At 64.2% G+C, this 25,228-nt stretch carries 18 protein-coding genes; 10 read left to right on the top strand and 8 right to left on the bottom strand.

Annotated features, from left to right (window positions below):
- Window positions 1-13 precede the first annotated feature (13 nt).
- Genes tnpC through VT84_RS41410 form a run of 3 tightly spaced genes read left to right on the top strand, consistent with a single transcriptional unit; the run spans window position 14 to window position 2,694 of the window.
- Window positions 14-1,159 carry an IS66 family transposase gene (gene tnpC / locus VT84_RS31910; protein WP_082842362.1) on the top strand — a complete coding sequence of 382 codons (1,146 nt, stop codon included), beginning with the start codon at window positions 14-16 and terminating at the stop codon, window positions 1,157-1,159.
- 24 nt (window positions 1,160-1,183) lie between these two features.
- The gene (locus tag VT84_RS31905) at window positions 1,184-1,972 is read left to right on the top strand and encodes a TIGR02996 domain-containing protein (protein WP_082842361.1); all 789 of its coding nucleotides are present in this window, start codon (window positions 1,184-1,186) and stop codon (window positions 1,970-1,972) included.
- Window positions 1,973-1,986: 14 nt separating this feature from the next.
- A complete protein-coding gene (locus tag VT84_RS41410; RefSeq protein WP_239465520.1) occupies window positions 1,987-2,694 on the top strand; it encodes a hypothetical protein in 708 nt (235 codons plus the stop codon).
- Window positions 2,695-2,713: 19 nt separating this feature from the next.
- Here the strand turns inward: VT84_RS41410 and VT84_RS31895 are convergent, their stop codons facing one another.
- The 6 genes from VT84_RS31895 to VT84_RS31870 form a co-directional block, all read right to left on the bottom strand.
- Entirely contained in the window at window positions 2,714-4,330 is a 1,617-nt protein-coding gene (locus VT84_RS31895) for a PPC domain-containing protein (protein WP_082842360.1), read from the bottom strand.
- A gap of 59 nt (window positions 4,331-4,389) precedes the next feature.
- Window positions 4,390-5,718: a DUF1501 domain-containing protein gene (locus VT84_RS31890; RefSeq protein WP_082842359.1), complete on the bottom strand. Its 1,329-nt coding sequence runs from the start codon at window positions 5,716-5,718 to the stop codon at window positions 4,390-4,392.
- Window positions 5,719-5,733: 15 nt separating this feature from the next.
- On the bottom strand, window positions 5,734-6,198 hold the full coding sequence (locus VT84_RS31885; protein WP_082842358.1) for a hypothetical protein: 465 nt from the start codon (window positions 6,196-6,198) through the stop codon (window positions 5,734-5,736).
- Window positions 6,199-6,204: 6 nt separating this feature from the next.
- Window positions 6,205-8,664, bottom strand: coding sequence for a DUF1549 and DUF1553 domain-containing protein (locus VT84_RS31880; RefSeq protein WP_082842357.1), 2,460 nt, complete (start codon window positions 8,662-8,664; stop codon window positions 6,205-6,207).
- A gap of 823 nt (window positions 8,665-9,487) precedes the next feature.
- Window positions 9,488-11,404, bottom strand: coding sequence for a primary-amine oxidase (locus tag VT84_RS31875; protein WP_082842356.1), 1,917 nt, complete (start codon window positions 11,402-11,404; stop codon window positions 9,488-9,490).
- A gap of 151 nt (window positions 11,405-11,555) precedes the next feature.
- Window positions 11,556-16,289 (bottom strand): hypothetical protein, encoded by a 4,734-nt coding sequence (locus VT84_RS31870; protein ID WP_082842355.1) that lies wholly within the window; start codon window positions 16,287-16,289, stop codon window positions 11,556-11,558.
- Window positions 16,290-16,426: 137 nt separating this feature from the next.
- Between VT84_RS31870 and VT84_RS31865 the strand changes: the two genes are divergently transcribed.
- The 4 genes from VT84_RS31865 (at window position 16,427) to VT84_RS31850 (ending at window position 20,726) form a co-directional block, all read left to right on the top strand.
- Window positions 16,427-17,086: a hypothetical protein gene (locus VT84_RS31865; RefSeq protein ID WP_052557371.1), complete on the top strand. Its 660-nt coding sequence runs from the start codon at window positions 16,427-16,429 to the stop codon at window positions 17,084-17,086.
- 238 nt (window positions 17,087-17,324) lie between these two features.
- A complete protein-coding gene (gene clpB, locus VT84_RS31860; protein WP_082842354.1) occupies window positions 17,325-19,952 on the top strand; it encodes an ATP-dependent chaperone ClpB in 2,628 nt (875 codons plus the stop codon).
- A 115-nt stretch (window positions 19,953-20,067) separates the two neighbouring features.
- On the top strand, window positions 20,068-20,283 hold the full coding sequence (locus VT84_RS31855; RefSeq protein ID WP_052557367.1) for a hypothetical protein: 216 nt from the start codon (window positions 20,068-20,070) through the stop codon (window positions 20,281-20,283).
- Window positions 20,280-20,726 carry a type II toxin-antitoxin system VapC family toxin gene (locus VT84_RS31850; RefSeq protein WP_082842353.1) on the top strand — a complete coding sequence of 149 codons (447 nt, stop codon included), beginning with the start codon at window positions 20,280-20,282 and terminating at the stop codon, window positions 20,724-20,726. Before VT84_RS31855 ends, VT84_RS31850 begins: the two co-directional genes overlap by 4 nt.
- A gap of 10 nt (window positions 20,727-20,736) precedes the next feature.
- On the opposite strand, the gene VT84_RS31845 is transcribed toward VT84_RS31850, so the two are convergent.
- Window positions 20,737-21,225 carry a DinB family protein gene (locus tag VT84_RS31845; protein WP_162271907.1) on the bottom strand — a complete coding sequence of 163 codons (489 nt, stop codon included), beginning with the start codon at window positions 21,223-21,225 and terminating at the stop codon, window positions 20,737-20,739.
- A gap of 137 nt (window positions 21,226-21,362) precedes the next feature.
- Between VT84_RS31845 and VT84_RS31840 the strand changes: the two genes are divergently transcribed.
- Genes VT84_RS31840 through VT84_RS31830 form a run of 3 tightly spaced genes read left to right on the top strand, consistent with a single transcriptional unit; the run spans window position 21,363 to window position 24,227 of the window.
- The gene (locus tag VT84_RS31840) at window positions 21,363-22,235 is read left to right on the top strand and encodes an NAD(P)H-hydrate dehydratase (protein ID WP_082842351.1); all 873 of its coding nucleotides are present in this window, start codon (window positions 21,363-21,365) and stop codon (window positions 22,233-22,235) included.
- Window positions 22,236-22,243: 8 nt separating this feature from the next.
- Entirely contained in the window at window positions 22,244-23,251 is a 1,008-nt protein-coding gene (locus VT84_RS39780; protein ID WP_082842350.1) for a hypothetical protein, read from the top strand.
- Between the two features lie 10 nt (window positions 23,252-23,261).
- Window positions 23,262-24,227, top strand: coding sequence for a hypothetical protein (locus VT84_RS31830; RefSeq protein ID WP_082842349.1), 966 nt, complete (start codon window positions 23,262-23,264; stop codon window positions 24,225-24,227).
- Here the strand turns inward: VT84_RS31830 and VT84_RS31825 are convergent.
- Window positions 24,224-25,066, bottom strand: coding sequence for a dimethylarginine dimethylaminohydrolase family protein (locus VT84_RS31825; RefSeq protein ID WP_082842348.1), 843 nt, complete (start codon window positions 25,064-25,066; stop codon window positions 24,224-24,226). The two genes, VT84_RS31830 and VT84_RS31825, sit on opposite strands and share 4 nt — an antisense overlap.
- Window positions 25,067-25,228: the final 162 nt, after the last annotated feature.

The following is a 25,228-nucleotide window of genomic DNA, read 5'->3' as shown; positions in this document are numbered from 1 at the left end:
TCGTCGGAACGGTATGACGCTCCCGGGCCAGGACGACCCGCTCCCCGACGACCCACGCACGCTCCAGGCGCTGGCGCGCGAATTGCTCGACGCGCTGGCGGCCGAGCGCCGCGAGAGCACGGCCCTTGGTACCCGACTGGATCAGCTGCTGCGCCGGCTGTACGGGCCCAAGTCCGAGAAGGTTCCGTGTGCGGGTCCGACGGACCCGCACACGGCTGGTGACGACCCGTTGTCACTGGCTCCGGCGCCCGGGCCACGCGCCGAGAGCGGCACGACCCGGAAACGGGGTCACGGGCGCCGCCGGTTGCCCCGGGACCTGCCGCGCCGGCGCGTCGAACACGATCTGACCGACGCCCAGAAGGTGCGCCCGTGCTGCCGCGGCCCGCGGGTGCGGATCGGCGAGGAGGTGAGCGAGCGCCTCGATTATCAGCCGGCGGCGCTGTTCGTGGTCGAGCACGTGCGCCCCAAGTACACGTGCCGGGCGCAGGTCGCGCTCGCGCCGAAGCCGCCCGAGCCACTGCCGAAGGCGCTCGCGGCGCCGGGCCTGCTGGCCCAGATCATCACCGCCAAGTTCGCGGACCACCTGCCCCTGCACCGGCTCGAACGGATCCTCGCGCGGCACGGGTACGAGCTGTCGCGGGCCACCATGTGCGACTGGCTGGGCGGGCGCGCCGCCGTGCTGCGCCCGGTGTACGACGCGATGTGCGCGCGGGTGCGGGTGTCGATGGTGATCCACACCGACGACACGCCCGTACCCGTTCTGGACCGGACGCGGAACCGCACCCGCACGGGCCGGATCTGGGTGTACGTGGGCGACGCACGCAACCCGTACACGGTATACGACGCGACCCCGAGCCGGAGCCGCGACGGGCCGCAGACGTTCCTGAAGGGGTTCAAGGGACACGTGCAGGCCGATGCGTTCGGTGGGTACGACGGGCTGTACGCCACGGGCGCCACCGAGGTCGCGTGCTGGGCCCACGCGCGCCGCAAGTTCGTCGAGGCCCGTGACAGTGCCCCCCGGTTGTCACTCGAAGCGGTGGCGCACATCCGGCGCCTGTTGCGATATTTGCGCGTGAGCCGGAACAATTTCGGGGCGCAAGCGAAGGCGCAACTCTGCTCGCGGTTCGGGCGCGGGGGCATTGACATCTGGGGCTGGTGACTAGGCATCTGGTACGATGAGAGTATGACGAGCGACGAGCGTGCGTTCCTCAAAGCGATTTGCGACCAGCCGGCGGACGACACCGTCCGGCTCGTGTTCGCCGATTGGCTCGAAGAGCACGGCCAGGCCGCGCGCGCGAACTTCATCCGCACCCAGATCGAACTGGTTCACACGCCACCGGGCACCGACGAGGACGAGCGCCGGCGCGTGGTACTGTTCACCCGGCGCGACGCGGCCCTGAAAGCACACGGGGCCGCGTGGCTCCGCCCGTTCCACCCGTATGCGCGCGAGGACTCGTTCGTGCGCGGGTTCGTGCAGAAGATCGACGTGCCCGCGAACACGTTCCTCCAGCACGCGGAGTCGTGGTTCGAGTGTACGCCCCTCACGCGGGTGAAATTCACCACCTGCCGCATCTGGGACCAGATGTGTGGGATATATGCGTGGTGGACCGAGCCACTGTTCGCGTCCCCGTTCCTCTCGCGCCTGGAAAGCATCGACCTGGAAGGGTTGGAGCTGAACGCGCACGACATGGAGCTGCTCGCGGCCCACCCGGACCTGTCCCGGCTGCGCGAACTGGTGCTGGCCGACAACGACATCCGCACCGAGGGCGCCATTGCGCTCGCGAACATGCCGCAGTTGCGGGGACTCGAATCACTCGACGTGCGCGGGAACCGCATTACTGATCGCGGCGCGCGGGCACTGGCGCAGAGCGAGTACCTCGGCCAACTGAAGGAACTCTACATCACCAAGAACTCGATCCGCGACCGTAACTGGGCCGTGTTGGAGAGCCGGTTCGGGGACGCGCTGCATTGATTCGAGGGTGGTCGATGACCGAAGCGGAATGGCTGACGTGTACCGACGACGAAGCGATCGCCGCGGCGGTGTGTGAGTTCGCGAGCGACCGTAAGGCCCGTTTGATCGCGTGCGGGTGCTGTCGGCTCGTCTGGGACTGGCTCGTGAACGACAGGAGTCGAGGGGCAGTGGAGACAAGCGAACGGTTCGCCGACGGACTCGTGACGGACGACGAGTTGAGTCGCGCGGCGTACTTCGCCGAAGCAGCTGTGTTCGCGGTGGACGAAATGCAGGAGCGCTACTGGCGGGACCAGAAGGCCGTCCGGGACGGGTGGCTCGATGTTTGCGATGCGACTGAAAACGGCATACCGAGTCGTGATCGCACGCTCATCTCATTTGATATCGCTCGCGCCGCGGCGAATTGGGCCGAGCGATTGAACGCGGACGATCCGCGATTGTGTTTTCGAGAGTTACCTGATCCGATCTTCTCGCCAGTGGTTGCCCGCGATGTGATGGGCAATCCGTTTCGCTCCGTCGCTGTAGGTCCGTTTTGGCTTACGACGAACGTCCGGACGCTCGCAGCCCAGATGTACGCAGCGCGTGATTTCAGCGCGATGCCCATTCTGGCCGATGCGCTTCAAGATGCCGGTTGCGATAACCCCGATGTACTCAGCCACTGCCGCGTCCCGGGACCACACGTGCGCGGGTGCTGGGTGATTGATTTGCTCCTGGGAAAGACGTGAGGCGAGATCGATCACGAGGCTACTTCTTCGGCGGCGCGGTGGCCGTTAACCACAGGTCCGCCGTGGTATCGTCGGACTCGGTCTGTGCGAAGCGGGCCGTGCGCTGGTACTTCGGCTCGCCCTTGATCGTCCCGATTAGTCGGAACGAACCCGACCACGGTTTTTCCGCGGCGAGCGAAACTGTTACGACGCCCGCCTGGGCTTTCGCGGGCTTGGCGACTTCGAGCTTCACGCCTTCGGGCAACCCCTCCGCGCTGATCTCGACGTTCTTCGCGAACTCGTTCAGGCGGTTCACTTTCACTGGGATCGTAGTCGGTTGACCCGGCGTGATGGTGAAACGGTCCGCGGCAACGGTGAGGTTGTAGTCCGGTTCCGCAACGAGAACACGGAGCGTGAACACGTCGCGTGCGCTTCCTCCTCCGCCGTACAGGTCACTCACCGCGATCGAATACGCTCCGTCGGCCGGCGGATTAAAGGTCAGCACGCTGTCACCGTTTAGCTTGGCCGGCTCCGCCCGTGCGACGCGCTTGTCGTCCTTGTCGAACACCTCAATGACCGGATTCACCGCCAACCCGAGGGCTCGGCTCTCCGCTTGGATCGTGAGCGCCTGCCCCTTCTTGAGCGACAGAGGGAGGCGCCGCGCCGCGCCCTTCGCGAGCAACTGTGTAGTGAGCGAGAAGGGCACCACGTACTTGGGCGCGAGCCGATCGCGTTGATCCACGTCTACGAAGTGCGGGTGCGGCTCGATCCGCAGCGGAATGGTGTTGGCGATCTCCGGGTCCGACAGTGCGGCGAAGGCTTCTTCCGACGCGACCTTTGGCACGAGGAGCCGCTTCCCGGTTTTGGGAATGTTCCAGCCCAGAACATCGGCTCGCAGCGGGGCATCTGGTTCGCGCACGGGGAGCGCGAAGTCCGCGAACGCTCCCGTTGTCAGCGTGAGGCGGTACACGCAGGCGTCCGAGCCGAAGTAGCGGATGCTCGCGTCGGGTGTCGCGGGGAACGCATAGATGCGGGCGATGTAGGTGCCGTCCTTCTTGGCCGTGAACGCGAGTTGCGGGTCGAGTCCGTGAAAGTCGTTGTTCTCTTCGAGCACGAACCCGTCGGCGGAAAGGATCTGGAGCATCGCATCTATCGGAGAGTTGAGCACGCGGTTCGCCTGGAGCGAGGCCGCGAGCGTCTGCCCCTTCTTGAGCGGGACCGCGAAGCAATCGACGTCGCCGTTCTTTTCGAGCCGGCCGTTTACGGTCACCGTTGAGCTATCCAGGGTGTGCGGTTTCTTGAAGTCGTCGTTCGGCTCCTTCTCGGCCACCTCGGGCAGCACCCCGACCACGAACGGCCGCAGCGCGCTTGCCCCCTCCGCGTTGTGCGCACGCAGCCAGTACGTGCCCGGTGCCGCGTCCTTCGCGACCGTGACCGCGAACTTCCCCTTTGCGACTTCCGCCGATACCCCCGCGCCGCTAACCCACACTTTGGTGGTCGCGTCGAGCGTGCCTGCGGCGGTCACTTCGGTCGTGGTGCCGCGCGAGGCACCGGCGGGGTACAGGTGCGTGACGGCGGGCGGCGCCGCGAACGCGGGAGAAGAAAAGCCGCCACAGATGAACGCGGATAAACACAGATAAAGACAAAATCTGAGCATGAGATTTCTTCTGATCCGCGTTCTACCGGTGTTAATCCGCGGCGCATTTCTGGTCTTTATCACATCAGTTCTTTGATCGGTGTCGGGTCGCTGACGAGGTGTGCGGGGCGCCCCTGTTGGTTGAACAGGATCTTGTTCGGATCGATACCGAGTTTCGTGTAGACGGTGGAAACGAAGTTCTCGGGTGCCAACACGCGCTCGATCGCGGCGAAGCCCTTTTTGTCGGTGGCGCCGACGACCGTTCCGCCCGGAGTTCCACCGCCCGCGAACAGCACGCTCATCGCGTTGGCCCAGTGGTCGCGGCCGGCGTCCTTGTTGATTTGCGGCGTGCGCCCGAACTCGCCCAGCGCGATGACGAGCGTACTGTCGAGCAGCCCGCGCTGGTCCAGGTCTTCAATGAGCGCGGACACGCTGTTGTCCCACTCGGGCAGGCGCTTCTTCAGAGAGTCGAACAGTTTGGTGTGGTGATCCCAGCCGCCATCGTAGACCGTCACGAACGGCACGCCGGCTTCCACCAGGCGCCGGGCGAGCAGGCACCGCTGGCCGAAGGCGTTGCGCCCGTATCGCTCGCGGGTGCGCTCGGGTTCGCGGCCGATGTCGAACGCGGCCTGCGCCTCGCGCGAGTTCATCAGGTCGTAGGCCTGCTTGTAGTGCTCGTCGAGTGCGAGTGCCGGGTCGCCCGCGGCGCGGTCCATGAACCGCTTGAGGGTGTCGACTTCGTTCCGCGTGCCGGCGCGGTCGTCGAAGCGCTCGCCGGTCAGTCCCTCCGGCAGCGCCACGTCGCGCACCTTGAAATTCCGGCCGTTGGGGTCTTCCGCGACCACGAACGGCGCGAACTTCGCGCCGAGGAAGTTCGGCCCGCCGGACCGCGACATGCTCGGCATGCTGAAGTACGCGGGCAACCCCGCGGGCGCGCCCTTCTCGCACGCGACGACCGAACCCATACTCGGGTGGAAGCTCACGAACGCGCCGCACCCGACGGGGATTCGCGGCGGCGCGCCGGTCATCATGTAGTGGTTACCGGCACCGTGGTTGCCCTGCTCGTGCCGGATGGAGCGGATCATCGCGAACTTGCCGAAGCCCTTCGCGAGCTTCGTCATGTGTTCGGAGAACTGCACGCCGGGCGTTGCAGTCGGGATCGCTTTGAAGTCCCCGCGATACTCCGCGGGCGCATCCGGCTTGGGGTCGAACATCTCGTAGTGCGTCGGTCCGCCGTCCTGCCAGATGAGGACGCACGCCTTCGCTTTGGCTGCGGGTGCGTTTGCGATCTCCGCAGCGAACCCGCGCGCACGCAGTGCGGTGACCAACCCGCCTCCGAGCAGCGTACCGAGGCCGAGTTGGAGGGCGTCGCGGCGTGAGACGCCGTTGCAATTGGTGTATGTGGGCATCTCGAATATCCTCGTTCAGAGCTTCTTTTCCGAATCAGCAAACCGAGCGTTAACGTACTTCCAGGCGAAGTCCAAACGCCGAAAGTAGACGAACTCACCCCGATCGACATATTCGTCGGTCGCCAACAAGGAATACAGATGCGGCATCCCTGGCTCACAGTTCGGACCGAGCACTACCGCAACAGGAACTGGTGGTGGTTCAATGCCGACGTTGGGGAAGATTATGTTGATATTGTTGCCCCACGCGTAACTCAACTCGGACAGGTCGTAAATCACACACCACGGTTCAAATGCATCAAGGCCAGCTTTTGCCATAGCACGCATGTAGACTGCGTCGGGATATCCCTCGGAACCCCAGCGATACACGCCGACGTACTTGATGACTAGAATCGTCAAGCATGTCAGATCTGATGCATCATCGGTATAAAATCGCACATCGATTTTACTCCAGTCTCGTAGCTGCAGCTCGGTGAGATGCATGGTAACTCAATCGTTGAACACGAACTCCGGGGTGTTGATGAGCGCCCACATCAGGTCTTCGGTCGTGCTGCGCTTTGTTGATCCCTTTTTCTCGAAGCGCTTCACAGCCGCTGTGCGCTCAGTATCAGTTGGCATGCGGCAAAACGCGAGCAAGTAAAGCTCGTCAACGATTTCCGCGGGTGCCTTCGGGCCTTTTGCGATCTCCGCGCAACGTCCCCCATCCGAGGTCACTTTGCGGTAGAGGTTCGGGCTGTTCATCAGGTGCAGCGCCTGAACAACGGTCGTGTCCGAGGTGCGCTCACACGGTGGATCTTGGTTCGGGTCGGGTCGGCCGAAACTGTCGAGGAACACCGACTGCGAGCGCGCGGTCCAAACTTCAATGGCCCGCGACCCCGCCGGCATCGCTTCAAACTTCTCCGGCACGCCCGAAACGTCACTGACCATATCGAGCAGCACCTCCGCGCGGATGCGCTGCCGGTAGTGATGCGAGTAGTTCCGCAGGTCGGCCGTGTTGCGGTCGTTCGGCACGGTACTTAGCCCGTAAGCGTGGCTCAAGCAGATGGTGCGAATGAGCGCCTTCAGGTCGCACTTGTTCTTGCGGAAGTCCTTCGCGAGCGCGTCCAGTAGTTCCGGGTTGCTGGGCGGGTTCGTGGCGCGGAGGTCGTCCACCGGGTCGACGATCCCCCGACCCATGAGGTCGGCCCACACGCGGTTCGCAATCACCTTCGCGAAGTACGGGTTCTCGGGGGCGGTGACCCACGCGGCCAGTACCGCACGCGGATCTTTGTCCGGGTCGATGTCGAGCGGCTTCCCCAGAAGGGGTGTCGGTGTCATTTCCTTCCCGGTAACCGGGTGCCGGACCGAACTTCCGTTGCGCTTGCCGCCCGTACCAGTACCGAGGTGGATCACTTCCTCGCCGCCGCTAATGGGGGCCGAGATGCCGACGCCCTTGCGCCCGATGCGACCAAAGAACGCCGCGAAGCTGTAGAAATCGTCCTGGCCCCACACTTCAAACGGGTGGTGGTGGCACTTCGCGCAATCGAGCCGGACACCGAGAAAGAGCTGACTCACCATCGTGGTCAACTCGTCCGGTTCGCGCCGGTTGCGGTAGAACACCGCGGCGCCGTTGGTGAACGTGCTGCCGTTCGCGGTGATGATCTCGCGCACGAACTCGTCGTAGGGTTGGTTCGCGCGGAAGTTCTTGCGAATCCACTGGTCGAGGTTGTACGTCGCCTTCATGCCGACGTGGTACGGGTTCGGGCGCAGAAGGTCGGTCCATTTGTTCGCCCAGAAGTCCGCGTACTCGGGGCGGTCAAGTAGCGTATCGATCAGCTTCTCGCGCTTCTGCGGGTCTTTGTCCGCGAGGAATGCGCGCGTTTCGTCCGGTGTGGGGAGCCGGCCGATCACGTCGAGGTACGCGCGCCGGTGGAATTTGGCGGCCGGCGCGCGTTCAGACGGCGTGACGTTGAGTTGCTTCAACTTCGCCCACACGAGGCCGTCGATGAAGTTGTTTCGCGGGAGCTTTTCGTACACGCTCGCGTCCACGTCCGTGGGCAGCGGGATCAGCACGCTGGACACCGCGAACTTTTCGGCGAAGCGAGCCATGATCGTTGCTTCGCCGGGAATCGGCCCGGCCTTCACCACACCCGCGGCATCGACGGCGGCGTAAACGCTTTCGCTCGACGAGAACTGCGACAAACTGGTGACGTCGCGCGTGGTGCCATCGGAATAATGGGCCGTCACAGCGAGTTGTTGACTCGCTTTGAAGGTCATCAGTCGGCTATCGGGGAACAGCGTAATCTTTTCGAGCTTCGGCGCGTTCTCGGGTGTGCGCGGCGTCCCGAAGGCGATCCACTTTTCGAGGGCGCGGTATTCGGGGCTGCCTTCTGGGAGCTTCTTCCCGCCGCCGTGCGGCGTTTGGCCGCTCGCCTTGCGGAGTAGCAGGCTAAATGTCGGGTTTGCAGGGAAGATGCGCCGACCGCGTGCTTCGGTGGTGATCGCGTTGAAGTCGAAATCGTTGTCGTAAGCGAGCAGCGAGAGCTGGAAGCCGTTCTGCCCGCGTGCTTTGCCGTGACACGCCCCCGCGTTGCACCCGGATCGTGTGAGGATCGGCTGAATATCGCGCTCGAACGTGGCCGGACTCGCGCTCGTGGTGTTCTTCACACTCACTGTGACCTTCGCGGTCCGGCCGTTCGCGGTGATCGTAACGACCGCGGTGCCGTCACCTACCGGGACAACCACACCCGCCTTGACTACCGCGACGTTCGGGGCACTACTCGCATAGGTGGCGTCCGCGGTGCGGTCCGCGTGCTTGCCGTTCTTCGTTTCGGTTACCACTAACTGCTGCTTGGCGTCGGCGCTATCGAGTGCAACGATGGCGGGGAACGCGCTTAACTCGTCCGCGGCTCGTAGGGGAGTCGCAAAGGCGAACAAAGTCACAGCGAGAAGGAAGGCGTGTCGCCGCATGATGTCGGAGGAGAGTGCGGGAGGGCGGGCAACTTCTGGTGGGTGGAATCAGAATACCCCGGCGCCGGTTCCGACGCCAGTGAAACCGCGGGAATCCCGGTTCACGAACACCTGCTCCCGATTACATTGTCTCCCAAGTTACCCAGGGAACGAGAGCCAAGCCACAGCAGACACATTCGGTGCAGACCTCGAACCACCCGAACCCGTCCGGCCATCGCTCGATCGGAAACTGTATGGCATCCGCAGCAAATTCGGCGAAGTCATCTCGGCCCTCCGTACACACTCGGACGCTGCCTTGATGCACTTCACTTCCGCAGGACGGGCAGCGCCACGGGGTAAGCGAGGGGCGAGGGAGTGCCGCTTTTTCAGGACGGTGGCAAACCCACCCGTTCCACCCGTGAAAATCCTGATCGAATAGCAATTCGTCGCGGCCGCAACTAATGCACTTGAACCGAACAAGGAAGAAACAGTTCCCATCAACCATCACGCCCGCAGCGTATGGCCGCCCCTCGTATTCGACCGTTTTGCCCGGGTAATGAAACGCGAAATTGTTGGCGCCACAAGGGCACCGAATCCAAGCGTCCAGAGGTTCTTCATCGACTTGCGAGTCTTTCGGAACCACAAACCCGTTCAGATGCGAAGGGACTGGCATCATTCGTCTGTTTCCAACGATTGAATTCGTACTGCGGGTCGAAGCGCCACAACGCAACTGACCAATCCGGGATGCCCTTGATTCATTGTCTGGAGCCGATTTCTCCTGTTCGTTGGTACGCGCGACTCGCCCAACTCCTGGGAACCATCAGACGGTGCGCGGGTGATTCACTCAGTGGCAGCAGGTGCCCTTTGCGGCCACTTTGGTGGGCGGCGGGAGGTCGTTGGCCGGGTTCATCGCGAAGAAACCGTTCGGTTTCAGCAGGAAGCCGATGGTGGCCGTCGGCATGACCGGGTAGTCTTCCGGGCGCGGAATGTGAGTGTGCCCGAACGTGTACCAGAGCACCACGTCCGTGTTCGCGATGGGGCGGTCCCGCTCGGTCCACTTCACCAGTCCGTCGCCGCCCGTACTCTGGTTCGGGTAGTCACCGGCCGCGAACCGCTCGCTCGCGTCGAACGGCGTCACCCACACGTGGTAGTTCACGAACCCGGCCCGGCGCCGCCACCACGCATCCGTACTCGCCATCGGGAGCGAGTTGTCCATCGGGAGGAGCTTGTACCCCACCGGTTCGCCGACCGCGTTGAGGACGTTGGGGTTCACCACGCGCCAAGTCCGGGCGGTTTCCAGTTTGAGGTGATCGCGGGCCTGTTTTTCGGTTTCCAGTATCGTGGAGCGGGCGCGGAAGGCGTTGCCGTGCGGATTCGCGGGTCCGGGTTCGTCCGGCACCACGTCCACGCGCTGCACCGAGTTGTTGATCCCGTCGAGCGCGAAATCGAGCCGCACGTTGAAGAAGTGCTGGTGAACCGGGGCGTAGAGTTGCGGCGCGATCATCGTGCCATACGGTGGTTTTTCACCTGATTGCGTGGCACCGAGCGAGAGAATTCCGGTGAGGCGCACTTCCAGTTGAATGTTGCCATCCTGGTAAAGTGACCAGAAGAACCCGTACTCGTAGTTCTCGACGGTGGAGACGCTCGACACGATGAGGCGCCGCGAGCGCCGAACCTCGGGCCGGTCCGGGAGCCTGCGGTCGGTGTGCTTCCAGAGCGTGCCCGCGTCCTCTTCGTGCATGCAGATCGCGTTCGTGATCGTGAGCGGTTCTCCGCGGCTCGTCACCAGGTGCGCATCGAAGTACCGGATGTGGCCCACGCAGTCGCACCCCAACGTCAGGCTGTTCGTGCACATCCCCATGCCGTACTCGCCGACATCGAAGGCGTTCTTGCGGAACTGCGTGGGGGTCGGGTCGCCGTAGGGCACGACCATTTCCGTGAGTGAAGCGCGGTGCAAGATGGAGCGCTCTCGCCCGCCGTCGGTGTAACGCAGGTGGTGAAGCGTCAGCCCCTCGCGCGCGTTGAACCCGATGACGAAGTTCCAGTTCTGCCACTTCACCTGGAAGCCGTCCACCTGAAAGCTCGGGCCGTCCGGTTGCGTGATCTCCAAGCGTTTGATATCGGTCCGCGGGTTCGGCACGCGGTCAGCAGCATAATTGCCCGGGAGCGGCGGGAGCGGCCAGTGCCCGTATTCTTCGACGCGGATCACCTTCATCTCGTTGAGATCGACGACGGGCCGGATGCCCTCGATCGGGCGCGCGTACCCGTTGTCGGTCGGGTCCGAACGCAGAAAACACAGCGGCCGGGCGAGCCGGCGTGCGCTCTCCTCGGGTTCGCCGTAGTTCCCGGCGCTCCAGATGTCGACCATCACGAGCGACACGTCCTCCACACCGTACTGCTTCTTGAGTGCGGCCCGGAACTCGGGGCTGGCGAGCACGGCCTGCTCGCACTCGACCTGTTCGTCGATGGTCATCGTCGGTTGAGCGCCGGGGACGTGTTTCCAGGCGAGCACTTTGCGCTCGGCGAGCGCGAGTGCCGCTTCGTAGCAGGAATTCGTAGCGTTATCGAACAGCACCGCCAGTGCCTTGCGATCGAACGCGGCCCGGTCGCCGGTGTGAACGAGGGCCTTCGGCGGTTCCTCGAGGCCGATCGAAACGAACCGCGTGGTGGGCGTGACGCGCCCGGCGCCTTTGAGAACGGCAACCGCGGCGCGAACCTCTTCGGCCGTGAGGGGTTCGAGTGGGTGCGTGACGGTGGACATGGTGTCTCAGTGGGGTGTGGGCCGGAGAGGTGGCGCAAGTGTACCCGGCGCGCACGCGAGCACCAATCGATTTCGGACCGTGTGCGTGAATCGGCGCCGGACGTGATTTCCCGTGCGGATGGGTGAAAATGAGCCCGGGCGCGCCGCCGCCTCACTTCGAGAGGTTCACGCTCTTTGAGGCGGTCCCGAGCGCGTCCGCGGCGGCGTGCATTGCTTTCTCGGCCGAGGTCGGGGGAGTGGACGTGAGGTTGACGAGGGCGGAACGCATCGCGACTTCCGCCGCGCGCAGCGCGACGCCGAGATCGCTCGCGCTCGTTGGGCCTACCGGAGACGCTCCCGAGATGCGCGTGTACGCGGCCCGAATCCGCGCGTCGGCATCGGCCCGTAACTTCGCGGCCTCTCGGATCTCGCTCGCCTCGGCTTTTCGGACGGCCTCGATCAGCAATTTTTCCGCACGTGCCGCTTGTGTCACGGCCTCCAAGATCACGTTCGTCGTTTCGTCGAGCGGGTCCGATCCTTTCGCCGACAGTTCCAGCGCTTGGGCCAGTTCAGCGGCCCGAGCCGCGAGTTCTTTCGCACGCACGATCTGTTGCGCGGTCGCGGCGTTCGAGGCGCCGGCGAGCTTCGTTACGGCTCCGAGGACGGTTCCCTGGCGCGCGGCGAGGTCCGTTGCGCGCTGGCCCCACGGCTTCCCAGCACCGGACCGTTCCAGTTGCTTGAGAAGGTCGACGGCCGTTTCTGCGCTTTTGATCGCACCGCGTGCGTCGCCAACGTGGAGGCGATCGGCCACACTCGCCGCGGCCTTCCATTGCAGTTTCAGTTCCCCCGCCTCGGGCGCGAGCACGAGGAGCTCGGCCGCGATCGCGCGCTGGCTCGCTTCGAGACCGGGAAACGGGTTAATAGGCGCCGGTCGGAGCCGGTCCGCGAGTGCTTGTGCGAAACCTGTGAGCTGATCGTGGCGCGCGCGCTGCTGGCTCACAAGCCCGCGGAGCGCTTCGGCGAACGTTCGAGACGGCAAGTACGTGTCGATTTCTGGTGGGGCCGGCGGCGCGCTGGTGCCAGTAGATGTGGCGAGCGCGGCAACGTCGGCCATCTTCGCCGCGAGTTCGTCGAGGGCCTCCGCGAGCGCCTTTTGGTCGGAGGCGAGCCGGTCCGGTTCGGTCTTCGCGCGGAGTCGCGCGTACTGGTCTAACACGCGCTTCTTGTTTAGTTGACCCGCGACGCCGACGCGCGTGTGAACGAGTTCTTCCGCCTCGCGCACCAGTTGTCGCCCCGCCTCTTCCGAAGCCGGCGGGTTGAACGGTGCCTTGGCATCGGACAGTTCCCTGGCGCGTGCGACCGCGAGGCGCCGGTTGTAGGCGAGCCGCTGCACGCGCTCCAGGTCGGTTTCGGCACCACTGAGTCGGCCGCTGAGTTGTTCCAGCGCGTTGGCCGCGGCGCGAATGTGGCGCCGGGCTTCGTCCGGTTTTGTATCGTTGCGGAACCACGAATCGAAGCCCAGGAACGCGGCCCTTGCGTCGTTCAGAAGGGCGGGCGCTTCGGGGACCGTGAGGCGCTCCAGTTGCCTTTGCACGTCTTGCACGACCGGCCCAGCCGGTTCGAGGAGCTTGGTCGTAAGGTTCGCGCCGTGGGCGTCAAGGGCGTCGGCGAGGGCGGTGAGTTTGCGATACAGTTCGTCCGCTTTGGTGTCGGGCGGCACGAACCCTTCGAGGACGAGTTTGAGCCGGTCGAGTTCACGGCGGACCAGCAGTTGCGACGCCTGAATATCAAAGGGGGTGCCGATTTGCAGGTCGGCAACAGCGAGCGCCACGGCCGAAGTGACGCGCGCCTGGCGCTCGCCCAGCCCCGGGAGGTCGAGCGCGGAAATCATTGGCCCGAGCGACCGCTGGCGCTCGGCGAGCGACGCGAGCTTCTTCAAGAGCACGGGTGTGGCGGCTTGCCCCTCGGACCCGCGGAACGCTTGGTCGATCTCGTTCGCGAGCGTGTCCTGTGGGGGCCGGAGCTTCTCGAACGCGCGGAGCGTTTTCGCGAGCCGGTCCGCAACCGGCGGCGTTTTCTCCGCGAGCCGGTTGAGTGCGTCAACGGCGAGTTTCATCGCTGCCGGCGCCCCCGCGCCGGTCCCTGCGAGGCTCCTGTTCGCAGTGCCGGTGTGGACCGCGGCGCTGTCGCGCACGGACTTGATTGACGCATCCGGAGGGAGCGCGAGTTGGGCCAGACCGGTGTGAATCGCCTTCTGTTCGTTGCGGAAGGCTGTTCGCGTGCTCTCCGGGAGCTTGTCGAACGGGACCGTTTTGGTCGCCGTTTTGAGGCGCGTGAGGAGGTCGTCCTGCCACAGCGCGAGTTGCTTCGCGCCCTTCTGGGGATCGATCCGGTCCGCGGCCCACCTGTCGAATTCGAGCGCGATTCGTTCGAGCGCCTGGGTCTGGCGCTCCAGTTCAGTCAGTGCCTCGACCGTCTTCCCGCGCGCGGCGAGGTCCACGACGCGGCGGAAGTCGTCGATCTTGGGCGGTGCGGACCCGGTCAGTCGCGCCGCGGTGTCGATTTCCACGAACAATTGCGCGGCCCGCTTCGTGAGTAACTCTTGGTCGTGCGCGAGCCGTTCGAGGATCGTGGCTTGTGCGTCGATCGAGGTCTGGCGGGCCGCCGCGTCGAGGTCGCGTAACTGTGTCGAAAATTCAAACAGCGCCTGAGCGAGCCGGCGCGCTTCTGTACCCCTGGCGCCTTCGGCGGCGGTACGGAGGGGCGCGCTCTCGGCGAGAAGGGCTTTCAGCCGGGTAAACAGTTCTCGTTGACGGGCGAGTGCGTCTTTCGCGTCGGCTCGGGCAGCCGTGGCGAGAGTTAGTTGGTCCGCGGCAAGTGTACTGAGCTTCGCGCGATCGAGTCGGTCGCGGGCGAGATTGGTGTTCCGCGCGAGGAGCGCGTCCAACTTGGTGCCCGCGGCTCCCAAGTGGCCAAGCGCGGTCGCGAATGTGTCCGCCCGACCCGCTTCGTCGGACTCGATCTTGCGAGTCGCTTCTTCTGTGCTTTTAAGATCGTGGTCGGCGATTTCGTGCGCTGTTGAGGCGAGCGCCCGCAGCTCGGGCGCGAGAGCGGCTTCGCGCGCGAGATCGTTCAGCACTTCCGCGGCCCGAACGACTTTCTCGCGGACCGTGTTCAGCCGAATGGTGTGATCGGGGGCCAGTGTCGAGTGCCCGGCCGCGTCGGTTCGGACCGCCCGTGTGAGTTCCTCCGCCTCGCGTACTGTCCGGAGTGCGGCTTCGGCCGAAGTTCGGATCGCGTCGCGCTGACACAGAATGTCCTGTTCTTCGATCGGAGGCGCGTTCGCGGCGATCCGCAACTCGCTCCACCCGGTCGTGGGGTAGATCGTTTCTTGCGGGCCGAGTTTGTCCGTACCGAGGCGCCGATTGTCCGTCACGCGAACGCGGACGCGGATAGGGCCGCTTGTGTGGGCCATAGGCGCGAGGTCGAAATCGAGGTGCCCGGTCACTCGTGCGGGGCCGCAGGGGGTGAGTGGTATCGGCACCGTGGTCACCGGCGCGTCGGCGGGGCCGGTCGCGTACTCCAACACGGCGCTGGAGACGTTCATGTCGTCGCCGGCAACGAGGTCGATCGCGATGCGGGTGCCCGGGCGCGCGGTGCGCGGGTGAGGGGAGACACCGGACACCTGTTCGATCCACGGCGCTTTGTCGTGTGTGATGCGGGCGTGTATGGTGTGTGACGAACGGAGCCTCTTCCCATTTTCTTCGCGCAGCAGAACCAGCCGCAGTGTACTACTTTCGCGCCCGAGGACGGAGACCGTTGCGGTAGCGGAGAGGTGGTCCGGCGCGAGTTCCACGGAGATCGGTTCGGGCTTGTCTTCGCCGCGGCGCCACTCCACGTGCGCACTTGCGGCCGGGTGCGTGAACTTCAGTTGAAGGGTGACGGTGCTGTACCCGAGGGCGTCGAAGCTCACGAATCCCGCGACGGTTTGTTTGCGCCACGACGCGGCGTAAGCGGGCGGAGTAATTTCGATGCGCGTTCCTTCCGCCAGTTCTATCGCGTCGAGCGCGGTAACGCGGAGCCATTCGCTCGTCGCGTTACCGATCTGAACGCGGTACTCGAAGTCGCCGGGCACCTCCGCGCGCGTGACGTGGAACGCGCCCGTATCGTCCGCGATCATCGGGAGACGGTACTCGGACCCGCTGGGGTGATTGCGGAACAGCAGCGTCGCACCTTCCGGCGCGCGCACGAGTGCCCGGTTGTCGATTTTCTCCGCGAACGCGGTGAGCGTAACCGGTCCGCCGCGCCGCACGACCGGCTCACCGGACGTGACCACCACGCGGATGCCCGCGTCCGGCGGGCGGACCCAGGGCATCGCCACGCGCTTGATCCGGTCCGCACTGTTGGGGATCAGCCCCGCGATCATCAGAAAACTGAGCAGCGCCAGCAGCGCGCCACAAACGCGCAGGAGTACCGGGTGCGAAGGGATCGCGCGTTCAAAATCGACCGTGCGGGCGCGCCGGGCGGTGTCCTCCGTGAGTGCCGCGCGCACCGCGTCGGACGTTTCAACGTGCTCGTCTCCCACAAGGACGCGGAGGCGCTCGGACAACTCTGGCAGTCTCTTCGCCAGTTCGTCGGCCACGTCTGCGAGCGGGATCTCGGCCTGCCACGGTCGCACGATCAGGCGCCACACGAGTACGCCCAACCCCGTAATCCACACCGCGATGAACAACGCGCGAGCGTTCGCTGATAGCTCGAAGAGGGTATCGAGCAGCAGAACAAGGGCGGTCGCGGCGACGGCCGCCAGGAGGCACAAACTGGCGCCGCGCGCCAGGCGCAGCGCCCGCACGCGCGGAACTAGCGCGACGAGCCGCTGTTCGAGGGCGGGCGGCAGTGCGGCGACCATCAACGCTCCGACAGTGGCAGTGCCTTTGAGTCCGAACCGCGCCCGGACACGCGCGAAGTGTGTAACTAAACTATACCCGCGGCCGGACCGCCGCGGCAAGCACGAGCCGCGCCCCTCACCCGGAGTCACCAATCATTATGGTCTCGCCCGAACGACTGGCGTCGATGCAAAAGAGCTGGGTGCGGACGCTCGACCAGTACCGCGTGGCACCCACAGACGCATATCCCCCGTTCGACGTGCTCGTGGCCGCGTACTCGGCCCCGGAACGGCACTACCACAACCTCGAACACCTCAACGAGATGTTCCGGGTGGTCGAGCGCCTGGCGCCGACCGTCGAGAACCCGAACGCGCTGCAACTGGCGATCTGGTTCCACGACGCGGTATACGATTCGCGCGCGAAAGATAATGAGCAACGGAGCGGGGAACTCGCGGTCGATTTACTCGGCCCGATCGGGGTACCGGCTTCGGCCATCGAGCGCATCGTGCGTATGATCTGGGCAACCGCGCACGCGGCCGAGGCCCCCGGGGACCATGACACGCGCGTGCTGCTCGACGCCGATCTCGCGATTCTCGGGGCTTCCGAGGAACGCTACGCCCGGTACGCCCGCGATATTCGCCAGGAGTATTCCTGGGTGCCGGAGGCGGAGTACCGAGCGGGCCGGACGGCCGTGCTCGAACGGTTTCTCGCCGCACCGCGGTTGTACCACACGCCCATCATGTTCGAGGAGGGCGAGCAACGGGCACGGTCGAACTTGCGCAATGAATTGGCGGAACTGCAGAACGCGCGAGGGGCGTAGACCGGCTCGCGTTGGTCAGAGGTCGGAGGACAGACACCAGAGATCAGAAGACAACGGCAGAGGACAGAGGTATCAAGAGAAGCCGTCGTTTTCGTCGGCCTTCTGTCTTCTGATTTCTGTCCTCTGCCGTCTGTCCTCTGAAATTCCGGTTCACGAAGAACCCAATCCGCCGTTCGCCTCTCTAATGTGCGACGCCCGCCTCCAACCATTTCGAGAGGCCGGGAAGGAGGAACAACTTATGGACCTGAACCAGTTTACTGAGAAGGCACAGCAGGCCCTCGCCGGAGCACAGAAACTCGCGGCGAGGTTCAATCACCAGCAAATCGACGTCGAGCACGCACTCTTGTCGTTACTCGATCAAGAGAAGGGACTTACACCCGCCATTTTGGAGAAGGCTGGGGTTTCGGCCGACGCGGTCACAATCAAGATCCAGCGTGAATTGGAGAAACAGCCCAAGGTAACCGGCACGAACGCCGAACCGCGCCTCACGCAGCGCCTCATCAAACTCATCGACACGGCCGAGGGCGAGGCGAAGAAGCTCAAGGACGAGTACGTCTCGGTCGAGCACCTGCTGCTCGCCATGACTGATGACACCGGCGTTGCGGGGAAGACGCTCCGCGAGTTCGGTCTCACGCGCGACCGCTTGCTTACTGCGCTGAAGGAGGTGCGCGGGAGCCAGCGCGTCACGTCACAGAACCCGGAAGAGACCTACCAGTCGTTGGAGAAGTACGGGCGCGATCTCACGCAGTTCGCCCAGCGCGGCAAACTCGACCCGGTCATCGGGCGCGACGAAGAGATCCGCCGTGTCATGCAGGTGCTCTCGCGCCGGACGAAGAACAATCCGGTACTCATTGGCGAACCCGGCGTCGGTAAGACCGCCGTGGTCGAGGGCCTCGCGCAGCGGATCGTCCGAGGGGACGTACCCGAGGGGCTGAAAGACAAGATGATCGTGGCGCTCGACATGGGCGCGCTTATCGCGGGGGCGAAGTACCGCGGCGAGTTCGAGGAGCGCCTGAAAGCGGTTCTGAAGGAAGTCACGTCGTCCGACGGCCGGATCATCCTGTTCATCGACGAGATGCACACGATCGTCGGCGCGGGGAAGGCTGAAGGCGCGATGGACGCGGGCAATCTGCTGAAGCCGCTACTCGCGCGCGGTGAGTTGCACTGCATCGGCGCGACCACGCTGGACGAGTACCGGCAGCACATCGAAAAGGACGCGGCACTGGAACGCCGGTTCCAGCCGGTGTTCGTCGGCGAGCCGTCGGTGGAAGACACCATCAGCATCCTGCGCGGGCTGAAGGAGCGGTACGAGGTTCACCACGGGGTGCGCATCAAGGACTCTGCACTGGTTTCGGCCGCGGTGCTGTCCAACCGCTACATCTCGGACCGGTTCCTACCCGACAAGGCCATCGACTTGGTGGACGAATCGGCCGCGAAGTTACGGACCGAAATCGACAGTATGCCGACGGAGTTGGACGAGATCAGCCGGCGCGTGATGCAGTTGGAGATCGAGCGCGAAGCACTGAAAAAGGAAACGGACCGGGCTTCGCGCGACCGGCTCGAAAAGCTGGAACACGAACTCGGCAACCTGAAGGCCGATGCGGACGCACTCAAAGCCCGGTGGCAGGCCGAGAAGCAGGCCGTTCAGCAGGTGCAGGTGATTCGCGAACAGCTCGAACAGACGAAGCAGGAGGTCGAGCGCGCGGAGCGCCAGTACGACCTGAATCGGGCTGCGGAGCTGAAGTACGGCAAGCTCCCGGAACTCGAAAAGAAGCTCGCTGGGGCGGAAGTGGCGTTCGCACGCGATAAGGCGAACAAGCTCATCAAGGAGGAGGTCGGTGAGGAGGAAATCGCGGCCGTCGTGAGCCGGTGGACCGGGGTGCCTGTGTCGAAGCTCATGGAGGGCGAAAAAGAGAAGTTGCTTCACCTCGAGGATGAACTTCACAAGCGTGTTATCGGCCAGGACGAGGCGGTGCGGGCGGTGTCCGAAGCCGTCGTTCGCGCGCGGAGCGGGCTGAAAGACCCGAACCGGCCGATCGGGTCTTTCATCTTCCTCGGGCCGACCGGGGTGGGCAAGACGGAACTGGCCCGGGCACTCGCGGAGTTCCTGTTCGACGACGAAAAGGCGATGATCCGCATCGACATGAGCGAGTACCAGGAGAAGCACACGGTCTCGCGCCTGGTCGGTGCGCCCCCGGGGTACGTGGGGTACGACGAGGGAGGGCAGCTCACGGAAGCAGTGCGGCGCCGGCCGTACTCGGTGGTGCTGTTCGACGAGATCGAGAAGGCCCACCCGGACGTGTTCAACACGCTGCTCCAGGTGCTCGACGACGGGCGCCTCACCGACGGGCAGGGGCGCACGGTGGACTTCAAGAACACCATCGTCGTGATGACCTCGAACGTCGGGGGCCAGCGCATCCTACAGTACAAGGGATCGCACATCGGTGAGGTGTACGACCGCATGAAGGACGCGGTCATGGAGGAACTGCGGAAAGGCTTCCGGCCGGAGTTCCTGAACCGTGTGGACGAGATCATTGTGTTCCACGCGCTGACCGAAGCGGACCTCACGAAGATCGTGGAGATCCAACTCGGCAACCTGCGCAAGCGCCTGGCCGAGCGGAAGATCACGCTGGCGCTCACGGACGCAGCGAAGGTCCACATCGTCCGCGAGGGCCACGAGCCGGCCTACGGCGCGCGGCCGCTGAAGCGCTCGATCCAGCGGGGAGTGGAAACACCCCTCGCTCGCATGCTGCTGAAGGGCGAGATCGTCGACGGCGGTACGGTCACGGTCGACTGCGACGCTTCACGCGACGCTTCACGCGACGCGCTCACGTTCACCGCGACTAACCCCGAAGTGACTGCGTGACCGGTTGTCGCAAAACGGACGCGCCCGCGGTTGGTACCGCGGGCGCGTTCGTTTCCGCTGCTTTCGTTACTGTACTTGTGGTATTGTGAGGGCAGCTTATTTCGGAGGGATGTTCATGGCAGAGCTTTCGCTCGAAGCGCTCGCGAAGCGGATCGAGATGCTCGAAAAGAAAATGGCCGAACAGGAAGCGGAAAAGACGGGCCGAAAGAGAGACTGGCGGCGCGTAGTTGGGGTCTCGGGGGATAATGAGTTCACGCGCCAGATGGAAGCCGAAATCGAAGCCGCGCGAGAAGCGGATCGGCGTGCGGGGCGCGAGGGGAATTCGGAGTGATCCTACTCGACACCGACCACGTGACCGTTCTGCGGATGCCCCACGGTACTCGGCGCGATCACCTTGTTGCCCGGCTCTCAACTGCCGGGGATGAGGATATCGGTATTGCAGTTGTAACAGTTGAGGAACAAATGCGCGGGTGGATGGCTGCGATCGCGAAAGAACGACAGCCGCGCCGTCAAATCGGGCCGTACCGCGAATTGGCCGGACTGTTCGAGTTCTTCGCCGAGTTCGTAATTGCACCGTTCGATGACGCAGCGGTGTCACTATTCGAGCAGTTCGCGCGAATCCGAATTGGCACAATGGACAAGAAAATTGCGTCCATTGCACTCGCGAACAACGTGCTGTTACTGACCGCGAACCGGCGGGGCTACGAACAGATTCCCGGTTTGCGATTCGAGAACTGGATGGACCCGCCACCCACGACAGGCACCGCACCTTGACGCTGATGGCTTACACGGCCGGGGGTTTGCCCAAGCTGCGGCGAATGGTCGAGAGCTGACCGCAGTGCATCGTGAAGTGCATCGCACCGAACAGCACGGCCTCGCCGTAGTTGGTGGCGAAGCGACTGGGGTTCGCGGGCGGGTTCGAGAGCGCTTCCACGGGAAGTGTCCGCATTGCTTCGATGAGCTTGTCGACACACACATCGAGTAGTTTCAGCAGATCGTCCTTGCCGTCCAAATCGGTTTGTACCTCCGCTGCTTTCTTCGTCACGCTGTACCGGCCGACGAACTCTTCCGTCAACTCCGGCAGGTCGTTTGCACCGAGCCGCTCCGCCGTTCGGCGCGCGGTGACCGCGAGGTGCCCGACGATCCACGCGGCCGAGTTCGTACCCGGGACCGGTTGGTGAGTGAATTCGGGCGCGGTGAGATCGTCCGTCATCGTGTGAACCATCTGTCGGCCCATCCGGTAGCCGCTGGCGAGTAGGTCGTTGGGTGACATCGGCACCTCGTGCATTTGGGGAGCGCGATACGGAATGGGATACCGGATAGCATAGCCGTCTATTTTCGTCGGGTGCCAATTCAATGTCCGCGGGCCGGCCGGTGCGGTATAACCCTATGTGAGTGCGGAGGATGGCGATGAGCGTTACGGTGCGAAATGTCCCCCCGCTGCCGCGTCGCGCGCCCGACGGCCACAAGGGGACTTACGGCAAGGTGCTGGTTGTCGCCGGGAGCCGTGGTATGAGCGGCGCCGCGGTTCTGTGCGGGCGCGCCGCGCTTCGTAGTGGTGCCGGGGTGGTGCAGGTCGCGTGTCCGGCCGAGGTGCAGCCCGTCATAGCGACCGCATACCCGGGGTACACCACGTTCGCGATTCGCCAGCACGCAGACGGCACGTTCGGCGATAGCGCTTCGGGGGAAGTGGTCGAGCTGGCGCGGGCCGCGGACGTTGTGGCCATCGGTCCTGGGTTGGGGCGCGACGACGCGACCGTCATTTTCGTGCGCCGAGTGCTCGCGGACTTGCCCGGGGCCACAGTGGTGCTCGACGCAGACGGATTATTTGCATTGTCTCCGTTTCGAGACGATTTCACGAAACGAACCACGACACTCGTGTTGACCCCACACCCGGGAGAATTCGCACGACTGACCGGAAAACCGGTGCCCATAGGGGACCGCGAGCGCGAGGACCAAGCTGTTGATTTTGCGTCGCGGTTCGGCGGCGTGTTGCTGCTCAAGGGGGCCGGGACGGTCGTGACCGACGGCGTGAACGTGTATCGCAACACGACGGGCAACCCGGGTATGGCGACCGGCGGGAGCGGGGACGTACTCTCGGGAATCATCGCCGCGCTCATCGGCCAGGGACTCGGCGCGTTCGACTCGGCCGTTCTGAGCGCGTGGGTTCACGGTCGGGCCGGTGATCTCGGCGCGGCCGTATTGGGACAAACCGCGCTCAACGCGACCGATCTACTCGATTATCTCCCGGCGGTGTTCAAAGAGCTTGAAACTCACTGGTAGGAGCGGATATGCGGTTGATTTGCCCGCACTGCATGAGCGGCGTGACCGTGGCCGACGATACGGCCGGCAAAGAAGCAACGTGCCCGAACTGTGGTCGATCGTTCCCCACACCCGCGCGGTACTCTGCCGCGGTCGTGCCTGAAGCGGCTGCGGCGGTCGCGAGCGCCGCGGCAGCCCCTCCCACGGGGGCCGTTCCACCAACTCCCCCGCCGGTACCCGGGGCGGCTTCGGTCCCGACCCCACCTCCGGGGTACGTTCCGCCCGCACCGCCGGCTCCCGACGGCTTCCTCCCGTCTTCGCACGCTGCTAAGCCCGAACTCGCCGGCTACACGCACGCGCGCGGGATCACCATTTCGCCGAAGGTGGTCGCGTGGCTCCCGGCCGCGCTGCTGACAGTGGTGCTCGTGCTGTCGTTCTTCCCGTGGGTGGGGAGCTATGCGGGCGACTCGGCCGTGTATTCGCAGCGCCCGTGGGGGGCGATGTTCGGGCTCAGCCCGAATCGCAACTTCAAGTTTGAGCAGAATGCGGCAGCTCAGAGTGACTGGATTGACAAGATGAACGGGGACTGGTCGCTGTTGATTCCGTTCTTCTCTCTTTTATTTACTGCACTGGCCTTTGCTTGGGCCGAACGCGGACTGGGGACGCTCGACCCGAGAAAGGTGCCGCCGCTCGTGAAGTTGTGGCCGTGGCGCAACACGATTGTCTTGGGGGGCGCCGCGCTTGCTCTATTATTCCTGCTGTGGCAAATCGCGAACGGCTTTAGCATGGAGCGAGCCATTCAGAAACAGATTTCGGATAAGTTTGCCGAGCGCCGTGAGAAAGAACCCAGCCCCTCCAAATTGGACACGCTGAAGTACGAAGAAGGGCAGGCGTACAATGCCTACAACGTCGAACGGACGACATGGCTGTACCTCGCACTCTTGTGCAACGCGCTCGCGGTCGGAGCCACAGCCACGCGCATTGCACTCGACAAACGCGGCAACAAACCCGCCCCGAAGATCGTGCTCCACTATTGATGGGGAATTCGTGCGAGTTACACCCGAGGAACTTCGCGCATCCGTCACCGCGGTCGCGAAGGACGTGGCCGAAGTTTACGCGCGTCTCGGTCCGCCCTTCGACGATCAAGAGGTTGAGAGGCGCTTCTCGTCTCTTTCGGGCGCTCACGCCAGCGTTGCGAACTGCCTCGCGTCGGCGTATCGCTTCATGTACGACGAGTTCGGAGACGGTGGAAAAAACGCTGTGCTGATCGCCTGTCGTATCGTAGAGGCCGCCCTTGATCGACTGCCGGTAGAAGGGCTCTCGAACTTACCGGGCGCGATCGACGTCGCCACCGCGCGTCCGGCTGAGTGGGTAAACGGTTCGGCCCGTTTGCTGTATTCCGTGGATGAAGTGAGGCGCATCGCAGAGACCGCTGTTGGTGGAGATGTGGAGATCGGAGCCGCCGTCGTGGAAGCATTCGCTCGCGCCGGTCCCGACGGGATTATTCACGTCCACAATGGGGGCGCGAGCAATTCACCTAGTACCACGGTAAGTGACGGCGAAAGAACCGGTGCGAGGGGGCGGAACGAAACGATTATCGTTCGCGGAGAAACGGACGGCGATGCAAAGGTTCTTTGTCTTCGGGCGGTTCACGCCGTGCATGCGGTCCGTGCGGCCATTGCCGCAGGTTCGGTCCCGGGTGGTGGAGTCGCATACGCGCTGGCCGCAGAAACGCTCGTTGCGGACGTTGATAATGACACGATCAGCGGTCTCGCTGCTCGTGCAGTAGTTGCGGGATGCGAGGCCCCTCTGCGCACACGCGGGGACGTTGTTCGCGCGGATACAGTTGCACTGTTGACGGCGCTCCGCCATCAACCCGAACAAGCATTCGATCAGACCGTGCCGGGTTTGGTACGGGCCACAGACGGTCCTATCGACGCCGCGCGAATCGTTCAGGCCGCGATCGGGGAAGCCGGTCGAACAGCTTGTGACCTGCTCCGTATGTCACTTTAACTCTGCTGTTCACTGTATTTCCACCCTGCGGCTTCTTCGCCATCGAGCCGCAGGGTGAGGCATTTCGCGCTGCCGCCAGCTTTGAGAAATTCGTCCAACTCCACTTCGATTGCGCGGTAGCCGGCGCGGATCAGGTCTTCGGCCAAGCGCGGGCACCGGCTGTTGTGAACGACCGTCTTGCCGACTACCACCGCGTTGCACCCGAACCGGAACGCCTCTTCTTCTGCGACCGGGATGAGCTTGGGTACGTGCGTGTGCAGCACGCGCTTGCCATAGGTGTCGAACGCATCCGGGAAGTAGATCGCTTCGCCCGGCGCGATCGGGCAGAAACACGTATCGAGGTGGTAGAACCGCGGGTTCACCAGTTCGAGCGGGAGCACGCGCACCTCGAACGTCTTACCGACCCACTGGTGCGCGCTCGCGTCCGACCGCGTGCGGTACCCCGCGAACAGCGTGTCGCCACAGAACAGTGCGTCGCCCGCGCCTTCGTGGAACGAGGTTTCTGGTAGGTGAGTGACAGTGAACTCGTGCTCCGCGAACCACGCATCGAAGTGTGGCGACTCCTTAGCTCGAACTTCGTGGCGGAACCGACTGCTCAGGAACGTGTTGTGGAATATCAGTCCGGCGTTGGCGGTGAACACGAGGTCCGGCAACCCGGGTTGTGGGACCATCGTTTCGACCTTAACGCCGAGCGACACGAGCGTGTCGTGGAGCTGTTGCCACTGGCGGAACGCGAGCGCGCGCACGGCCCCGAGCGACCGGTTCATCCACGGGTTGATCTCGTACTCGATCCCGTAGTGGTCCGGCGGGCACATCAGAATTCGCGCTTGCGACGACATATCGGACTTCCGTGATTGCGTGAACGACGCGGCTGTGTTCCCATTTTACCAAACGTGGGAAGAGAGCTTTGAGATGCGCCTACTCGTGCTGCGGGCAGAGCTTGCGCTTGTTATTCAATGACCCGACCTCACGAAGTCTTGGTCCGTGAGGTCGAAAGCTTC

The sequence above is a fragment of the Gemmata sp. SH-PL17 genome, from assembly GCF_001610855.1.
In the GTDB taxonomy this organism is placed as follows: domain Bacteria; phylum Planctomycetota; class Planctomycetia; order Gemmatales; family Gemmataceae; genus Gemmata; species Gemmata massiliana.
Note: the sequence above shows the minus strand (reverse complement) of the source record. Positions and strands in the feature narration are given on the sequence as shown.

Bases quoted from the DNA above. Each gene is read 5' to 3' on its own strand.
- tnpC (WP_082842362.1), top strand. From the start codon at position 14: ATGACGCTCCCGGGCCAGGACGACCCGCTCCCCGACGACCCACGCACG.
- VT84_RS31905 (WP_082842361.1), top strand. From the start codon at position 1,184: ATGACGAGCGACGAGCGTGCGTTCCTCAAAGCGATTTGCGACCAGCCG.
- VT84_RS41410 (WP_239465520.1), top strand. From the start codon at position 1,987: ATGACCGAAGCGGAATGGCTGACGTGTACCGACGACGAAGCGATCGCC.
- VT84_RS31895 (WP_082842360.1), bottom strand. From the start codon at position 4,330: ATGCTCAGATTTTGTCTTTATCTGTGTTTATCCGCGTTCATCTGTGGC.
- VT84_RS31890 (WP_082842359.1), bottom strand. From the start codon at position 5,718: ATGCCCACATACACCAATTGCAACGGCGTCTCACGCCGCGACGCCCTC.
- VT84_RS31885 (WP_082842358.1), bottom strand. From the start codon at position 6,198: ATGCATCTCACCGAGCTGCAGCTACGAGACTGGAGTAAAATCGATGTG.
- VT84_RS31880 (WP_082842357.1), bottom strand. From the start codon at position 8,664: ATGCGGCGACACGCCTTCCTTCTCGCTGTGACTTTGTTCGCCTTTGCG.
- VT84_RS31875 (WP_082842356.1), bottom strand. From the start codon at position 11,404: ATGTCCACCGTCACGCACCCACTCGAACCCCTCACGGCCGAAGAGGTT.
- VT84_RS31870 (WP_082842355.1), bottom strand. From the start codon at position 16,289: ATGGTCGCCGCACTGCCGCCCGCCCTCGAACAGCGGCTCGTCGCGCTA.
- VT84_RS31865 (WP_052557371.1), top strand. From the start codon at position 16,427: ATGGTCTCGCCCGAACGACTGGCGTCGATGCAAAAGAGCTGGGTGCGG.
- clpB (WP_082842354.1), top strand. From the start codon at position 17,325: ATGGACCTGAACCAGTTTACTGAGAAGGCACAGCAGGCCCTCGCCGGA.
- VT84_RS31855 (WP_052557367.1), top strand. From the start codon at position 20,068: ATGGCAGAGCTTTCGCTCGAAGCGCTCGCGAAGCGGATCGAGATGCTC.
- VT84_RS31845 (WP_162271907.1), bottom strand. From the start codon at position 21,225: ATGTCACCCAACGACCTACTCGCCAGCGGCTACCGGATGGGCCGACAG.
- VT84_RS31840 (WP_082842351.1), top strand. From the start codon at position 21,363: ATGAGCGTTACGGTGCGAAATGTCCCCCCGCTGCCGCGTCGCGCGCCC.
- VT84_RS39780 (WP_082842350.1), top strand. From the start codon at position 22,244: ATGCGGTTGATTTGCCCGCACTGCATGAGCGGCGTGACCGTGGCCGAC.
- VT84_RS31825 (WP_082842348.1), bottom strand. From the start codon at position 25,066: ATGTCGTCGCAAGCGCGAATTCTGATGTGCCCGCCGGACCACTACGGG.